The following is a 14,865-nucleotide window of genomic DNA, read 5'->3' on the forward strand; positions in this document are numbered from 1 at the left end:
TCCCGCTTTCTGTACCGACAGCTGAAGGGAACGGCGCAGCTTTCTGTACCGGAAGCCGGATCGGGGTCATGTCGGCACCGCCGGGCTGGTGGACTGCTGGGGGGTCACGGCGTCCTCCGTGGAGGCGAGGATCTCGGCGAGGTGGACGGTGCGGGTTCCCGAGCGGAGCCGGGAGAGGCCGCCGCCGATGTGCATCAGGCAGGACGCGTCGCCGGCGGTGCAGACCTCGGCGTGCGTCGAGAGCACGTTGGCCATCTTGTCGGTGAGCATCGCCGTCGAGGTCTCCGCGTTCTTCACCGCGAAGGTGCCGCCGAAGCCGCAGCACTGGTCGGCGGCGGGCAGCTCCACCAGATCGAGCCCGCGGACGGCCCGCAGCAGCCGCAGCGGCCGGTCGCCGACCCGCAGCATCCGCAGGGAGTGGCAGGTCGGGTGGTAGGTGACCCGGTGCGGGTAGTAGGCGCCGACGTCGGTCACGCCCAGGACGTCGACCAGGAACTGCGACAGCTCGTACGTCCGGTCGGCCAGCGCCGCGGCGTCGTCGGCGAGTGCGTGCTCCCCGGCCCGGCGGGCGACGGCCGCCTGCTGGTGGTGGATCGAGGCCACGCACGACCCGGAGGGGGCGACGATCGCCTCGACACCCGACGACAGGGCTCCGGCGAAGGCCCGGACGTGGTTGGCGACGATCGGCACGGCCTCGCGCCGGTAGCCGGTGTTGACGTGCATCTGGCCGCAGCAGCTTTGGCCGGGGGGGACGACGACCTCGTGGCCGAGCCGTTCCAGCAGGACGGCGGTCGCCCGCGCCACCTGCGGGACCATCGTGTCCACCAGGCAGGTGGCGAACAGTGCGACCTTCACGGCGTGCCCTTCCGTGCGGGACCCGGACGCCGGACCATGCTCGACTCCCGGACGACGAGCTGCGGCTCGAACAGCAGCTGCTCGTGGCGGTGCCCCTCGTTGCGGGCCTCATCGAGCAGCAGTTCCGCGGCGCGCCGGCCCAGCTCGTGCCGCGGCTTGCGCACCGACGACAACGGCACCGCGGCCGCCGCCGCGAAGTCGATGTCGTCGTAGCCGACGATGGCGAAGTCGTCGGGCACGCGCATCCCGTGCCGGACCATCTCCTGCAGCATGCCCAGCGCGACCAGGTCGTTGGCGCAGATGGCGGCGGTGGGCCGGCGGGCGGCCGGCATCCCGATGATCTGCTCGCCGGCCTGGCGCCCGGCCGCGACCGTCAGCTTCTCGGGCGACATCACCGTGAGCCCGTCGTCGGATCCGCACGCCTCCCGCACGGCGAGCTCGACGCCCTCGTGCCGCTCGTGCACCTGGGGCAGGCCCGACGAGCCGCCGACGAAGGCGAGCCGCCGGTGACCCCGCTCCAGCAGGTGGTCGGCGGCCAGCCGCCCGCCCAGGACGTCGTCCACCGCGACGGCGCACTGGTCCGGCCCGGTGGCCCGGCGGTCCAGCAGGACCACCGGGACCCCGCGGCTGCGCAGCGCGTCCAGGGCGGGGGACAGGTCCGCGGTCGGGGTGATGAGGACACCCTGCACGCGCTGCTCGGCCAGGACGTCGAGGTGCGCGGACTCCTTGGCCGGGACGTCGTCGGAGTTGCACAGGATGACCGCGAGACCGGCGGCGTTGGCGATCTCCTCGACGCCGCGCGAGACGTCGGTGAAGAACGGGTTGGCGATGTCGAGGACGACCAGGCCGATGGTCCGGCTGCGGCCGGCGCGCAGGTGCCGGGCCGACTCGTTGCGGACGAAGCCGAGCGCCGCGATGGCGTCCAGGACCCGCTGACGGGTTCCCTCGCTCACCGTCTCGGGCCGGTTGAGGACGTTGCTGACGGTCCCGACCGAGACCCCGGCGTGCCCGGCGACGTCCCGGATGCTGGCGGTCAGGGCTCCTCCTGTGGTCGCGGACGCACCGTCCGTGGCTGGAATGGTGCCCGCCGGCCTGAAACGTGTCAACGCGGCCTGAGCCGCCCAGGTCACGCGTGGGGAACGGCGCGAGGGTGACGGTTGACACGTTCCCAGCAGCGTCTCTATGGTCTGCGCCACAACGACGATGAATCGTTTCATCCGATGGAGGCGGTCAGCGTGGAACACGCCCCGGCACCACCCCTGGACGGCGAAGCAGGGCCGAGGCCCGTCGTCCTGGCGCTCGAGGACGTGAGCAAGTACTTCGGGGCGGTGGCCGCGCTGCGCGGTGCCCGCCTCGAGCTCCGCGCCGGCGAGGCCCACGCCCTGGTCGGGGAGAACGGCGCCGGGAAGTCCACGCTGGTCAAGATCCTCGCCGGCGTGCACGGGCCCGACACCGGCCGCGTGCTGCTCGACGGCGCGCCGGTCACCCTCGACAACCCCGCCGCCGCCCGGGCGGCCGGCATCGCGGTCATCTACCAGGAGCCCACGCTGTTCCCGGACCTGTCGGTCGCGGAGAACATCTTCATGGGCCGGCAGCCCCTGACGACGGGCCGGCGGATCGACCGCAGGGAGCTGGCGGCCCGTTGCCGGGCGCTGTTCGAGCGCCTCGGCGTCCACCTCGACCCCGACCGCCCCGCGCGCGGGCTCTCGATCGCCGACCAGCAGATGGTCGAGATCGCGAAGGCGCTGTCGTTCGACGCCCGGGTGCTGGTGATGGACGAGCCGACGGCCGCGCTCTCCGGGGTCGAGGTGGAGCGGCTGTTCACCGTCGCCCGCTCCCTGCGGGACGACGGCGCCGCGGTCCTGTTCATCTCGCACCGGTTCGACGAGGTCTTCGACCTCTGCGACCGGATCACCGTCATGCGGGACGGGCAGTGGGTCTCCACCGACGCGGCCACCGATCTCACCGTCGACCAGGTGGTCCGCCGGATGGTCGGCCGCGAGGTCGCCTCCCTGTTCCCGAAGATCGACGTGGAGCCCGGTGAGGTGGTGCTCGAGGTCCGGGGGCTGACCCGCCTGGGCGTGTTCGCCGACGTCTCCTTCGACGTCCGTGCGGGCGAGATCGTCGCGCTCGCCGGTCTCGTCGGGGCCGGCCGCAGCGAGGTCGTGCGGGCCGTGTTCGGCGTCGACGCCTACGACTCGGGCTCCGTGCGCGTCTCGGGGCGCGAGCTGCGCAAGGGGAGCCCGGCCGCCGCCATGGCCGCCGGGCTGGCCCTGGTCCCGGAGGACCGCCGCCAGCAGGGGCTGGTCATGGAGCTCTCGGTCGAGCGCAACGCGACGCTCACCCGCCGCTGGAAGCTCGCCCGCTTCGGCCTCCTCTCCTCCCGCGGGGAGCGCGCCACGGCGGCCGACTGGGCCAGGCGCATGCAGGTCAAGGCCGGAAAGCTCTCCGACCCGGTGTCGACCCTGTCGGGCGGCAACCAGCAGAAGGTCGTCCTCGCCAAGTGGCTGTCGACCGAGCCCCGCGTGCTGATCGTCGACGAGCCCACCCGGGGCATCGACGTCGGCACCAAGGCCGAGGTCCACCGGCTGCTCTCGCAGCTCGCCGCCGACGGGATGGCCGTCGTCATGGTCTCCAGCGAACTCCCGGAGGTGCTCGGGATGGCCGACCGCGTCCTGGTCATGCACGAGGGCCGCCTCGTCGACGACATCCCGCGCGCCCGCGCGGACGAGAGCAGCGTCATGCTGGCCGCCACCGGTCAGGCCGGCCGCGCGGTGGTGGCGTCGTGAGCGCCCCCACCACCCAGGCGCCGGCCCCGGTCGACGCCGCGCCGGAGCACACCGGCACCCGTGGCGCGACGCTGGTGCAGCGGCTCGTCGTCGTCCGCGAGCTCGGCATCCTGGCGGCCCTGCTGCTGCTGGTCGTGGTCACGGTGATCGCCAACCCGAGGTTCCTGTCGGGGCAGAACGTCCGCGACCTGCTGTTGTCGGCGTCGATCCTCACGGTCCTGGCGGCCGGCCAGACGATCGTGATCATCACCCGCAACGTCGACCTCTCGGTCGGCTCGGTGCTCGGCCTCTCCGCCTACGCCTCCGGCACGCTGCTGGTGAACGCGCCCGGGACGCCGGTGGTCCTCGTCGTCCTGGCGGGTATGGCGGTGGGCGCGCTGTGCGGGGTCCTCAACGGGGCGATCGTGGCGGTCGCCAAGGTCCCGTCGCTCGTCGTCACGCTCGGCACGCTGTACGCCTTCCGGGGGCTGGACTCGCTGTGGGCGAGCACCAGCGACCGGCTCCAGATCAACGCCGCCGACCTCCCGGCGGGCTTCAAGGCTCTCGGCGGAGGACGGCTGCTGGGTATCCCGGTGCTGTTCCTCATCGCGCTGGCCGTGGTGCTGCTGGTGGGGTACCACCTGCGGAACTACCGCAGCGGGCGGGAGCTGTACGGCATCGGCTCCGATCCCGACGCCGCGCGGCTGTCGGGCATCCCGGTGGGGCGCCGGGTCTTCGCCGCCTTCGCGGTGAACGGCGCACTCGCCGGTCTGGCGGGCGTGCTCTACGCCGCCCGGTTCCAGACCCTCGACGCCACCGCCGGCACCGGGCAGGAGCTGCTGGTCGTGGCGGCGGCCGTGGTCGGGGGCGTGGCCATCTTCGGCGGCAGCGGGTCGGTCTACGGCGCCGCGCTGGGCGCCCTGCTGCTCACCACGATCGGCGCCGCGCTGCCGCAGCTGGGGCTCAACCCGTTCTGGCGGGAGGCCGCCGTGGGCGGGCTGATCCTCGCCGCCATCGTCCTGGACCGGACGCTCTCGCTGCGCCTGGCCCGCCGCCTCCGAGGGAGGAACCTCCGTGGCAGTTGACACCGCCCCGGCCACGCCCGCTGGTCAGGCCCCCGCCCGGCGGCCGGCGCCGTCGTCGCGGCTGCGCCTGCTCGGCACCGGCGACGGCGTGATCACGCTGGTCCTGGTCGCGTTCCTGCTGGTCGCCTCGTTCGCCGTGGAGGGGTTCGCCTCCTCGCGCAACACCGGCTTCCTGCTCCTGGACGTCGTCGTGATCGTGCTGATCGCGCTTCCGCTGACCCTCGTCATCGTCACCGGCGAGATCGACCTGTCCGTCGCCAGCACGGTCGGCCTGACCAGCGCGGTCATGGGCCAGCTCTGGTACGCAGGTCTCGCCCTCGAGCTGATCATCCCGCTGTGCCTGGTGCTGGGCGCGGTGCTCGGCGCCGTCAACGGCTTCCTCGTCACCCGTCTGGGGCTGCCCTCGCTCGCCGTGACGATCGGCACGCTGGCGCTGTACCGGGGTCTGGCGTTCGTCGTCCTCGGCGACCGGGCGGTGGCCGACTTCCCGCGGGCCTGGACCACGTGGGCGCTGAGCAGCATCGGCGGGACCGGCATCCCGGTCGTCGTCGTCCCGCTGCTGGTGCTCGTGGTGGTCACCGGGGTGGTCCTGCACGCCACCCCGATCGGCCGGTCGCTGTACGCCATGGGCAACAGCGAGGACGCCGCGCGGTTCAGCGGCATCGACGTGGGTCGCACCAAGTTCTGGCTGTTCGTCGTCACCGGCGTCGTCGCCGCCCTGGGTGGCGTGTACTGGACGCTGCGCTACGGCAGCGCCCGGGCCGACAACGCCCAGGGCCTCGAGCTGCAGGTCATCGCCGCGATCCTCCTCGGCGGGGTGTCGATCTTCGGCGGCAGCGGCGGCCTGGTCGGTGTCATCGCCGGGGCGCTGCTGCTCGGCTCGGTGCGCAACGCCCTGCAGTTGGTCAACGTGCCCGCCGACGTCCTCAACATCGTGACCGGCGTGCTGCTGATCGTCGCCGTCGTGACGCCGCAGGTCGCGGCCCGCGTCCGTGCCCGCCGGCGGCCCCGGGGCCGGCCGGCCCTCCCATGAGCGCACCAACCGTGAGCCCAGTTCGGGGCGCACATCCGTCCACCGACCCCGGCCGCCCCGGCGCCGGCGCACCAGAAAGAGGGAACCGATGACCAGCTTCCTGACCAGCCGCCGCGTGCGCGGCGGCCTGACCGGCGTCGCCGTCGCCGCCATGGTGCTCACCACCGCGGCCTGCGGCGGGACCACCCGCGGCGAGGACGAGGGCAGCGCCTCGGCCGGCGCGGCGACCGCCTCGGCGAACCCCGACGCGGAGATCCCCGCCGACCTGGCCGTCGCCTTCCTGCCCAAGCAGGTGAACAACCCCTACTTCGACATCGCCGCCCAGGGCGCCGAGGCCGCGGTGGCCGAGTTCGAGGGCGAGCTGAACGTGACCGGCCCCTCGGAGGCCAGCGCCTCCTCCCAGGTCAGCTACATCAACACGCTGACCCAGCAGGGGGCGGACGTGATCCTGACGTCGGCCAACGACCCCAACGCCATCTGCAGCGCGCTGGACCAGGCGCGCTCGGCCGACGCCAAGGTCGTCACGTTCGACTCCGACACCGACCCGGAGTGCCGCGACCTGTTCATCAGCCAGGCGACCACCGAGGGCATCGCGCAGTCGCAGATCGACCTCATCGCGGAGCAGATCGGCGGCTCCGGCCAGGTGGCGATCCTGTCGGCCACGGCCAACGCGACCAACCAGAACGCCTGGATCGAGGTCATGGAGGAGTACGCCGCCGAGGAGTACCCGGACATCGAGATCGTCGCCACGGTGTACGGCGACGACGAGGACGAGAAGTCCTTCCAGGAGACCCAGGGTCTGCTGCAGACCTACCCGGAGCTCAAGGGCATCATCTCGCCGACCACCGTGGGCATCGCCGCCGCGGCGCGCTACCTGTCCGGCTCGGAGTACAAGGGCCGGGTGGCACTGACCGGCCTCGGCACCCCGAACCAGATGCGGGAGTTCGTCAAGGACGGAACCGTGACCGCGTTCGCGCTGTGGAACCCGGAGGAGCTGGGCTACCTGGCCGCCTACGCCGGGGCCGCCCTGGCCGCCGGCCAGATCACCGGTGCCGAGGGCGAGACCTTCGAGGCCGGTGAGCTCGGCGGGTACACGATCGAGGAGAACGGCGTCGTCGTCCTCGGCGAGCCCACGGTCTTCAACGCCGACAACATCGACGACTTCGACTTCTGAGTCGTCAGCTCCTGCCGCCGCCGGTCCGCCGGCCGGCGGCGGCAGGGACCGACCGCGAAGGGAACCGGCCGTGCCCCGCGTCTGCTTCACCCTCCAGGTCCGCCCCGACCGGCTGACCGAGTACCGGGAGCGCCACGCCGCCGTCTGGCCCGAGATGCTGCGCGCCCTGCGCGACGCCGGCTGGCACGACTACCAGCTCTTCCTGCGCGAGGACGGCCTGCTCGTCGGGATCGTCGAGACCGACGACTCCGCTGGTGGACTGGCCGCCGCGCAGGCCGCCATGGACGCGACCGACGTCAGCGCCCGCTGGGAAGCGGAGATGGCGCCCTTCTTCGACCTGCCCGGCGGCCGCGACGGCCGGGACAAGACCGAACTCGACCTCGTCTTCGACCTCGACGCCCAGCTCGCGGCCCTCGAGGAGACCACCGCACCGATCGGAGAGACCCCGTGACCGACCTCCGCGCCGCCGCGCTGGACGCACTGGCGCAGCAGACGATCGAGCTGCCCTCCTGGGGCTTCGGCAATTCCGGCACCCGCTTCAAGGTCTTCGGCCAGCCCGGCGTCGCCCGGGATCCGTACGAGAAGCTCGAGGACGCCGCCCAGGTGCACAAGCACACCGGTGCCGCGCCCCGGGTGTCCCTGCACATCCCGTGGGACCGGGTCGACGACTACGGCAAGCTGGCCGCGCACGCCCGCGACCTGGGGGTGCGGATCGGTGCCATCAACTCGAACCTGTTCCAGGACGACGACTACCGGCTCGGGTCGCTGACCCACCCCGACGAGGCGGTCCGCCGCAAGGCGATCGACCACCACGCCGAGTGCGTCGAGGTCATGCGCCAGACCGGCTCCACCGATCTCAAGCTGTGGCTGCCCGACGGCACGAACTACGCCGGGCAGGACGACCTGCGGGCCCGCCAGGACCGGCTGGCCGATTCGCTGCAGCAGGTCTACGCGCTCCTGGAGCCGGGCATGCGGCTGCTGCTGGAGTACAAGTTCTTCGAGCCGTACTTCTACGCGACCGACATCCCGGACTGGGGCACCTCGCTGCTGCACTGCCTGGCGCTGGGTGACCAGGCAACGGTGGTCCTCGACACCGGCCACCACGCGCCGGGCACCAACATCGAGTTCATCGTCATGCAGCTGCTGCGGGTGGGCCGGCTGGGCGCCTTCGACTTCAACTCCCGCAACTACGCCGACGACGACCTGATCGTCGGGTCGGCCGATCCGTTCCAGCTGTTCCGGATCATGAACGAGATCGTGGCGCAGGGCGCGCACCGGCCGGAATCGAAGGTCAACTTCATGCTCGACCAGTGCCACAACCTCGAGAAGAAGATCCCGGGACAGATCCGGTCGGTGATGAACGTGCAGGAGGCGACGGCGAAGGCGCTGCTGGTCGACCGCGAGGCGCTGGCGACCGCCCAGCGCGGCGGTGAGGTCCTCGACGCCCACGGCATCCTCATGGACGCCTACTCCACCGACGTCCGTCCGCTGCTCGCGCAGCTGCGGGAGTCCCAGGGTCTCGACGCCGACCCGTACGCCGCCTACGCCCGCTCCGGCCACCAGGAGCGCATCGAACGCGAGCGCGTCGGCGGCCAGCAGGCCGGCTGGGGCGCCTGAAGAAGGACCTGACCGCCCCCCACCACTCGCACGCTCGCGGCGGGCCCCTGCGGCCAGGCCGTTCCAGCACGTCACCACCGGAAGGACGACGAACGTGACGAACCCCGTGGTCAGTGATCTCCTGGCCCGCAGCAACCGCCTCGGCGCGGACCCGCGCAACACCAACTACGCCGGCGGCAACACCTCCGCCAAGGGCAGCGGGACCGATCCGGTCACCGGCCGGCCGGTCGAGCTGCTGTGGGTCAAGGGGTCGGGCGGTGACCTCGGCACCCTGACCGAGCCGGGCCTGGCCGTCCTCCGGCTGGACCGGCTGCGCTCGCTGGTCGACGTCTACCCCGGCGTCGAGCGCGAGGACGAGATGGTCGCCGCGTTCGACTTCTGCCTGCACGGGCGGGGCGGCGCCGCGCCGTCGATCGACACCGCGATGCACGGCCTGGTCCGCGCCGCGCACGTCGACCACCTGCACCCCGATTCGGGCATCGCGCTGGCGACCGCGGCCGACGGCGAGGCGCTGACCCGCGAGTGCTTCGGCGACCGGGTGGTGTGGGTGCCGTGGCGCCGGCCGGGGTTCCAGCTGGGCCTGGACATCGCCGCCATCGCGGAGAAGAACCCGCAGGCGATCGGCTGCATCCTCGGCGGGCACGGGATCACCGCCTGGGGCGAGACCAGCGAGCAGTGCGAGGCCAACAGCCTGGAGATCATCCGGACGGCGGAGCGCTTCCTGGCCGAGCGCGGCAAGGAGGAGCCGTTCGGCCCGGCGCTGCCCGGCTTCGAGCCGCTGTCGGTGGCCGCGCGGCGGATCAAGGCCGCGGCCCTGGCTCCGGTGATCCGCGGCCTGGCCTCCACCGACAAGCCGCAGGTCGGGCACTTCACCGACTCCGACGTCGTCCTCGACTTCCTGGCCGCGTCCGAGCACCCGCGGCTGGCGGCGCTGGGCACGTCGTGCCCCGACCACTTCCTGCGGACCAAGGTACGTCCCCTGGTGGTCGACCTGCCCTCGAGCGCGCCGGTCGGCGAGGTCGTCGCGCGGCTGAAGCAGCTGCACGAGGAGTACCGTGCCGAGTACGCCGCCTACTACCGGCGCCACGCCACCCCCGACAGCCCGCCGATGCGCGGCGCGGACCCGGCGATCGTGCTGGTGCCCGGCGTCGGCATGTTCAGCTTCGGGACCAACAAGCAGACCGCCCGGGTGGCCGGCGAGTTCTACGTCAACGCGATCAACGTCATGCGCGGCGCGGAGGCGGTCTCCACCTACGCACCCATCGACGAGGCGGAGAAGTTCCGCATCGAGTACTGGGCGCTGGAGGAGGCCAAGCTCCAGCGGATGCCCAAGCCGAAGCCGCTGGCCACCCGGGTCGCCCTGGTCACCGGCGCGGCGAGCGGCATCGGCAAGGCCATCGCCCACCGGCTGGCCGCCGAGGGCGCCTGCGTCGTGGTCGCCGACCTCGACCTGCAGAAGGCCACCGCCGCCGCCGCGGAGATCGGTTCCTCCGACGTCGCGGTCGGGATCGCGGCGGACGTGAGCGATGCCGAGGCGGTCGCCGGCGCCTTCCGGGCCGCGGTGCTCGCCTTCGGCGGCGTCGACCTGGTGGTCAACAACGCGGGCCTGTCGATCTCGAAGCCGCTCCTGGAGACGACCGAGGCCGACTGGGACCTCCAGCACGACGTCATGGCCAAGGGCAGCTTCCTGGTGTCCCGCGAGGCCGCCCGCATCATGATCCAGCAGGGCATCGGCGGCGACATCGTCTACATCTCCAGCAAGAACTCGCTGTTCGCCGGCCCGAACAACATCGCCTACGGCGCGACCAAGGCCGACCAGGCCCACCAGGTCCGGCTGCTGGCCGCCGAGCTCGGCCCGCACCAGATCCGGGTCAATGGCATCAACCCCGACGGCGTGGTCCGCGGGTCGGGCATCTTCGCCGGCGGGTGGGGTGCCAGCCGGGCGGCCGTCTACGGCGTCGAGGAGGAGAAGCTGGGGGAGTTCTACGCCCAGCGGACGCTGCTCAAGCGCGAGGTGCTGCCGGAGCACGTGGCCGACGCCGTGTTCGCGCTCACCGGCGGTGATCTCACCCGGACGACGGGGCTGCACGTCCCGGTCGACTCCGGCGTCGCCGCCGCCTTCCTCCGCTGAGCGAGGGCGATCGTGGCCACACAGGCCCTGCCGGCGTTCGCCGCGGTCGACCTCGGCGCCTCCAGCGGCCGCGTCATGGTCGCCCGGGTGGGCCCGGACGTGCTCGAGCTGACCGAGGCGCACCGCTTCCCGAACCGGCCGGTGCGCACCGGGGATGCCCTGCACTGGGACGTGCTCGGCCTCTACGCCGGGGTCCTCGACGGGCTGCGCGCGGCGGGCCGGGAGGCCGGCCGGCTGGCGGGCGTCGGCATCGACAGCTGGGCGGTCGACTACGGGCTGCTCGACGCCGACGGGGCGCTGCTGGGCAATCCCCTGCACTACCGCGACGGCCGGCACGCCACCGCGGTGCCGGCGGTGCACGCCGCCGTCGGTCCTGACGAGCTGTACCGGCTCTCGGGGCTGCAGCACCTGCCGTTCAACACGGTGTTCCAGCTGGCCGCCCGCCGCGGCAGCGTCCAGCTGGGTGCCGCCCGCAGGCTGCTGCTGGTCCCCGACCTGCTGGCGCACTGGCTGACCGGCGCCGAGGGGGCCGAGGTCACCAACGCCTCGACCACCGGGCTGCTCGACGCGACCAGCCGCGAGTGGTCGTGGGAGCTGATCGAGCGGCTCGGCCTGCCGCGCGGGCTGTTCCCGCCGCTGGTCCGGCCCGGTGACCGGGTGGGGGAGCTGCGCGTCGACGTCCTCGAGGAGACCGGGCTGGCCGGACCCGTGCCGGTGACCGCGGTGGGCTCGCACGACACCGCCTCGGCGGTGGTGGGTGTGCCGGCCGCCGACGACCGGTTCGCCTACGTCTCCTGCGGCACCTGGTCCCTGGTCGGTGTCGAGCTGGACAAGCCGGTGCTCACCGAGGAGAGCCGTGCCGCCGGGTTCACCAACGAACTCGGCGTCGACGGCACCGTCCGGTACCTGCGCAACGTCATGGGCCTGTGGCTGCTGCAGGAGTCGCAGCGCACCTGGGTCGCCCACGGCCTGCCCTCCGACCTGCCCGACCTGCTCGCCGCGGCCGCGCGGGTACCGGCCTTCACCACGCTCGTCGACCCCGACGACCCGCGCTTCCTGCCGCCGGGGGACATGCCGGCGCGCATCGCCGCCTACTGCCTCGAGACGGGTCAGACGCCGCCGCAGAGCCAGGCGGAGACGGTGCGCTGCATCCTCGACAGCCTCGCGCTGGCCTACCGCCGCAACGTCCGCCGGGCCGCGCAGCTGTCCGGCCGGTCGGTGGAGAACGTGCACCTCGTCGGGGGCGGCGCGCGCAACGCGCTGCTGTGCCAGCTCACTGCCGACGCCTGCGGGCTGCCGGTCCTCGCCGGCCCGGTGGAGGCGGCCGCACTGGGCAACGTGCTGGTCCAGGCCCGCGGCCTCGGCGTGCTGTCCGGCGGCCTCCCCGAGCTGCGGGCGTTGCTGCGCGCCACCCAGGACGCCCAGCTCTACCTGCCCACGCGGGACGCGGAGGCGGCCTGGGCGGCGGAGGAGGCGCGCCTCCCGGATCCGCGCTGAGGCGGCCGCGGGGCAACGAAGGCGCTCACGAGCCCCCGCCGGGTGGAGGGGCCTACTGCGGCCGGAGACGCCCCGGAGATGCTGGTGGCATGTCCACACCAGGCACCCGGCCGGCCGGCACCAACTGGGCGGGCAACCACACCTACCCGGCGGAGCGGCTGCACCGGCCGGCCGGCCTCGAGCAGCTGCAGGAGATCGTCTCGGCCGCCCGCAGCGTGCACGTCCTGGGCTCCCGGCACTCCTTCAACGGCATCGCCGACGCCGCAGAGCTGGTCTCGCTCGAGGCGCTGCACACCGACCAGGGGCTGCCCGCCGCCGTGCGCGTCGATGCCGGGACCCGGACGGTGTCCTTCGGGGGAGGCGTCAAGTACGGCGAGCTCGTCGAGCGGCTGCACGACGACGGGCTGGCCCTGCACAACCTGGCCTCCCTGCCGCACATCTCCGTCGCGGGCGCGGTGGCGACGGCGACCCACGGCTCGGGCTCCACGAACGGGAACCTGGCGACGGCGGTGGCGGCGCTGGAGATCGTCACCTCCAGCGGCGAGGTGGTCAGCGCCCGACGCGGCGATCCCGACTTCGACGGCATGGTGGTCGGCCTCGGCGCGCTCGGCGCCGTCACGCGCATCACCCTCGACGTGGAACCGGCGTTCGACGTGCGGCAGCAGGTGTTCGAGGGGCTGAGGTGGACGGCGCTGCTGGAGCACTTCGACGAGATCATGTCGTGCGGCTACAGCGTCAGCGTCTTCACCCTCTTCGGCGATGCCGTGGACATGGTGTGGGTGAAGACGCGCACCGACTCCCCGGCCGAGGTGCCGGGGCAGCTGTTCGGCGCGCGCCCGGCGTCGGAGGAACTGCATCCGGTGATCGGCCTCGACCCGACCCCGTGCACGCCGCAACGAGGCAGGCCGGGCCCGTGGTACGACCGCCTCCCGCACTTCCGCATGGGCTTCACCCCCAGCGCCGGCGAGGAGCTGCAGTCGGAGTACCTGCTGCCCCGCCGTCACGCCCCCGCGGCGATCGAGGCGGTGCGCGCGCTGGGCGACCGGCTCCGGCCCCTGCTGCTGACCTGCGAGATCCGCACGGTGGCCGCCGACCGGCTGTGGCTGAGCACCAGCTACGGCGAGGACTCGGTCGCGCTGCACTTCACCTGGGCCCCGGCCCAGGACGCTGTCGAGGAGCTGCTCGTCGCACTGGAGGCGGCGTTGTCCCCGTTCGCCGCGCGCCCGCACTGGGGGAAGGTCTTCACCGCCGACGCGGCGGCGATCGCGGGCCGGTACGAGCGTCAGCCGGAGTTCGTCCGGCTGGCCGAGCGGATGGACCCGCGCGGCGCCTTCCGCAACCCGTGGCTGGAGGCCCGCGTCCTCGGCCGCAGGTGAACCGTCGGCACGGCGGCCCCGGTCAGCCCTCGCCGGGCCGGAGGACGGTCATCGTGACGCCGTCGGCCAGCCGGTAGGGGTTGGTGCTCACCAGGCCCCCGACGACCCGCCGGAGGCGGGAGACCTCGGCGCGCGCGGTGACCAGGCGGTCGTCGTCGCGAACAGCGCGGTGCTCAGCCGGGCGGCACCTGCACCAGTCGCGGCACTACTCGCTCTACCTGGCGCTGCAGCTCAAGGCCCGCCACGCCGGGATCCCGACGCCGGTCTACGGCCTGCAGGAGGTGCACCACCGCAGCTGAGCGGCGGGGATGCCGGGGGCCGGTTCCGGTCCCCGGCACCCGCCGCCACGCCGCTCCTGTTCTTCGACGCCGACGTGTTCGCCGCCCGGGTGGAGCGGTCCGCCGGCGAGTACCGCGTCGTCACCTATGACCACCGCGGTCAGGGCGGCGGCGCTGCCGCCCCGGTCGAGGCCGGCGCGTCGGGCTGCGTCCGTGCGCGCCGGTCCGGCGCCGGCCGCAACAGCCGCTCCGGGGGCGATGCGGGATGGCCCACCCGCGGGGTGAGGGCGCCTGTCGTCAGCTCCGGGTCGGCGGGTGGAACAGCATGGTCTCCACCCGGGCCCGGTAGTCCACGTAGATCTGCCGGTAGCGCCCGACCGCGTCCGCCGGCCGGCCCGCCTCGAGCAGTTCGAGGGTCTCGCGGTAGCCGCTCACCCACAACTCCCAGATGTCCGCGCCGGCACTGCCGGCCAGCAGCCGCAACGTCCGGGCGACGACGAGGTCCACGTGGGTCTGCAGCTCCCGGTTGCCGCTCGCGAGGATGACGATCGTGCTGAAGTCGGCCCCGGCTGCGGTGGCTGCGGTGATGTTCCCGGCCCGCAGGTTGTCGACGAACTCCTCCAGGCGCTCCCGCATCCGCTCCAGGTGGGAGGCGGTCAGGTTCGGGACACCCCACTCGAACCCCGCGCAGGCAAGGACCGACATCACGTCGATGAGCTCGAGCGCGTTCTTCTGCGTCACCTCGGTGACGCGCCGGGTGCGGTTCGGGGCGATGTCGATCAGCCCCTCGGCGGCGAGCTGGGCGATCGCCTCCCGGACGGGGGTGATGCTGACGCCCAGGCGGGCGGCGACCTCGGCGTCCTTGAGGACCGTTCCGGCGGGGAGGACGCCGGTCACGATCTCGTCGCGGATCTGTCGGAGGACCGCCTCCCGCCGGGTCGGTGGCAGGGCGAACGCGGAGGGTCCTCCGGGGCCGGACATGAGCGGCGACTCTACAGAAACGGCCGGACCGGACCGCCTCCGTCAACCGTCCGGCTGACGAAGGCGGCCG

Annotated in this window: 13 protein-coding genes; 10 read left to right on the forward strand and 3 right to left on the reverse strand. The window is 73.2% G+C overall.

Annotation, left to right across the window (positions count from 1 at the left end):
- Positions 1-66 precede the first annotated feature (66 nt).
- Positions 67-855, reverse strand: coding sequence for a (Fe-S)-binding protein (locus tag ACFSHS_RS05800; RefSeq protein ID WP_376872955.1), 789 nt, complete (start codon positions 853-855; stop codon positions 67-69).
- Positions 852-1,961 carry a LacI family DNA-binding transcriptional regulator gene (locus tag ACFSHS_RS05805; protein WP_376872958.1) on the reverse strand — a complete coding sequence of 370 codons (1,110 nt, stop codon included), beginning with the start codon at positions 1,959-1,961 and terminating at the stop codon, positions 852-854. Before ACFSHS_RS05805 ends, ACFSHS_RS05800 begins: the two co-directional genes overlap by 4 nt.
- A 129-nt stretch (positions 1,962-2,090) precedes the next feature.
- Here ACFSHS_RS05805 and ACFSHS_RS05810 point away from each other — a divergent pair, with 129 nt between their 5' ends.
- The 10 genes from ACFSHS_RS05810 (at position 2,091) to ACFSHS_RS05855 (ending at position 13,835) form a co-directional block, all read left to right on the forward strand.
- Complete coding sequence (locus tag ACFSHS_RS05810) at positions 2,091-3,644, forward strand: sugar ABC transporter ATP-binding protein (protein ID WP_376872960.1); 1,554 nt, start codon at positions 2,091-2,093, stop codon at positions 3,642-3,644.
- The gene (locus tag ACFSHS_RS05815; protein WP_376872962.1) at positions 3,641-4,708 is read left to right on the forward strand and encodes an ABC transporter permease; all 1,068 of its coding nucleotides are present in this window, start codon (positions 3,641-3,643) and stop codon (positions 4,706-4,708) included. Before ACFSHS_RS05810 ends, ACFSHS_RS05815 begins: the two co-directional genes overlap by 4 nt.
- A complete protein-coding gene (locus ACFSHS_RS05820; protein WP_376872965.1) occupies positions 4,698-5,741 on the forward strand; it encodes an ABC transporter permease in 1,044 nt (347 codons plus the stop codon). The genes ACFSHS_RS05815 and ACFSHS_RS05820 overlap by 11 nt, the downstream gene beginning before the upstream one ends.
- 88 nt (positions 5,742-5,829) lie before the next feature.
- Complete coding sequence (rhaS, locus tag ACFSHS_RS05825; protein ID WP_376872967.1) at positions 5,830-6,915, forward strand: rhamnose ABC transporter substrate-binding protein; 1,086 nt, start codon at positions 5,830-5,832, stop codon at positions 6,913-6,915.
- A gap of 70 nt (positions 6,916-6,985) precedes the next feature.
- A complete protein-coding gene (locus ACFSHS_RS05830; protein ID WP_376872970.1) occupies positions 6,986-7,366 on the forward strand; it encodes an L-rhamnose mutarotase in 381 nt (126 codons plus the stop codon).
- Positions 7,363-8,532: an L-rhamnose isomerase gene (gene rhaI, locus ACFSHS_RS05835; RefSeq protein ID WP_376872973.1), complete on the forward strand. Its 1,170-nt coding sequence runs from the start codon at positions 7,363-7,365 to the stop codon at positions 8,530-8,532. Before ACFSHS_RS05830 ends, rhaI begins: the two co-directional genes overlap by 4 nt.
- 94 nt (positions 8,533-8,626) lie before the next feature.
- Positions 8,627-10,663, forward strand: coding sequence for a bifunctional aldolase/short-chain dehydrogenase (locus ACFSHS_RS05840; protein WP_376872976.1), 2,037 nt, complete (start codon positions 8,627-8,629; stop codon positions 10,661-10,663).
- 12 nt (positions 10,664-10,675) lie between these two features.
- Positions 10,676-12,160, forward strand: coding sequence for a rhamnulokinase (locus ACFSHS_RS05845; RefSeq protein WP_376872979.1), 1,485 nt, complete (start codon positions 10,676-10,678; stop codon positions 12,158-12,160).
- Positions 12,161-12,249: 89 nt separating this feature from the next.
- On the forward strand, positions 12,250-13,536 hold the full coding sequence (locus ACFSHS_RS05850) for a D-arabinono-1,4-lactone oxidase (RefSeq protein WP_376872982.1): 1,287 nt from the start codon (positions 12,250-12,252) through the stop codon (positions 13,534-13,536).
- Positions 13,537-13,673: 137 nt separating this feature from the next.
- Complete coding sequence (locus ACFSHS_RS05855; RefSeq protein ID WP_376872984.1) at positions 13,674-13,835, forward strand: hypothetical protein; 162 nt, start codon at positions 13,674-13,676, stop codon at positions 13,833-13,835.
- A 276-nt stretch (positions 13,836-14,111) separates the two neighbouring features.
- Here ACFSHS_RS05855 and ACFSHS_RS05860 read toward each other — a convergent pair whose 3' ends face one another.
- Positions 14,112-14,795: a GntR family transcriptional regulator gene (locus ACFSHS_RS05860; RefSeq protein ID WP_376872986.1), complete on the reverse strand. Its 684-nt coding sequence runs from the start codon at positions 14,793-14,795 to the stop codon at positions 14,112-14,114.
- Positions 14,796-14,865 lie beyond the last annotated feature (70 nt).

The organism is Blastococcus deserti, assembly GCF_042682525.1.
GTDB classification, from domain to species: Bacteria; Actinomycetota; Actinomycetes; order Mycobacteriales; family Geodermatophilaceae; genus Blastococcus_B; species Blastococcus_B deserti.

Excerpts from the sequence above, each read along its gene's own strand:
- rhaS (WP_376872967.1), top strand. The coding sequence starts at position 5,830 with ATGACCAGCTTCCTGACCAGCCGCCGCGTGCGCGGCGGCCTGACCGGC.
- ACFSHS_RS05850 (WP_376872982.1), top strand. The coding sequence starts at position 12,250 with ATGTCCACACCAGGCACCCGGCCGGCCGGCACCAACTGGGCGGGCAAC.
- ACFSHS_RS05860 (WP_376872986.1), bottom strand. The coding sequence starts at position 14,795 with ATGTCCGGCCCCGGAGGACCCTCCGCGTTCGCCCTGCCACCGACCCGG.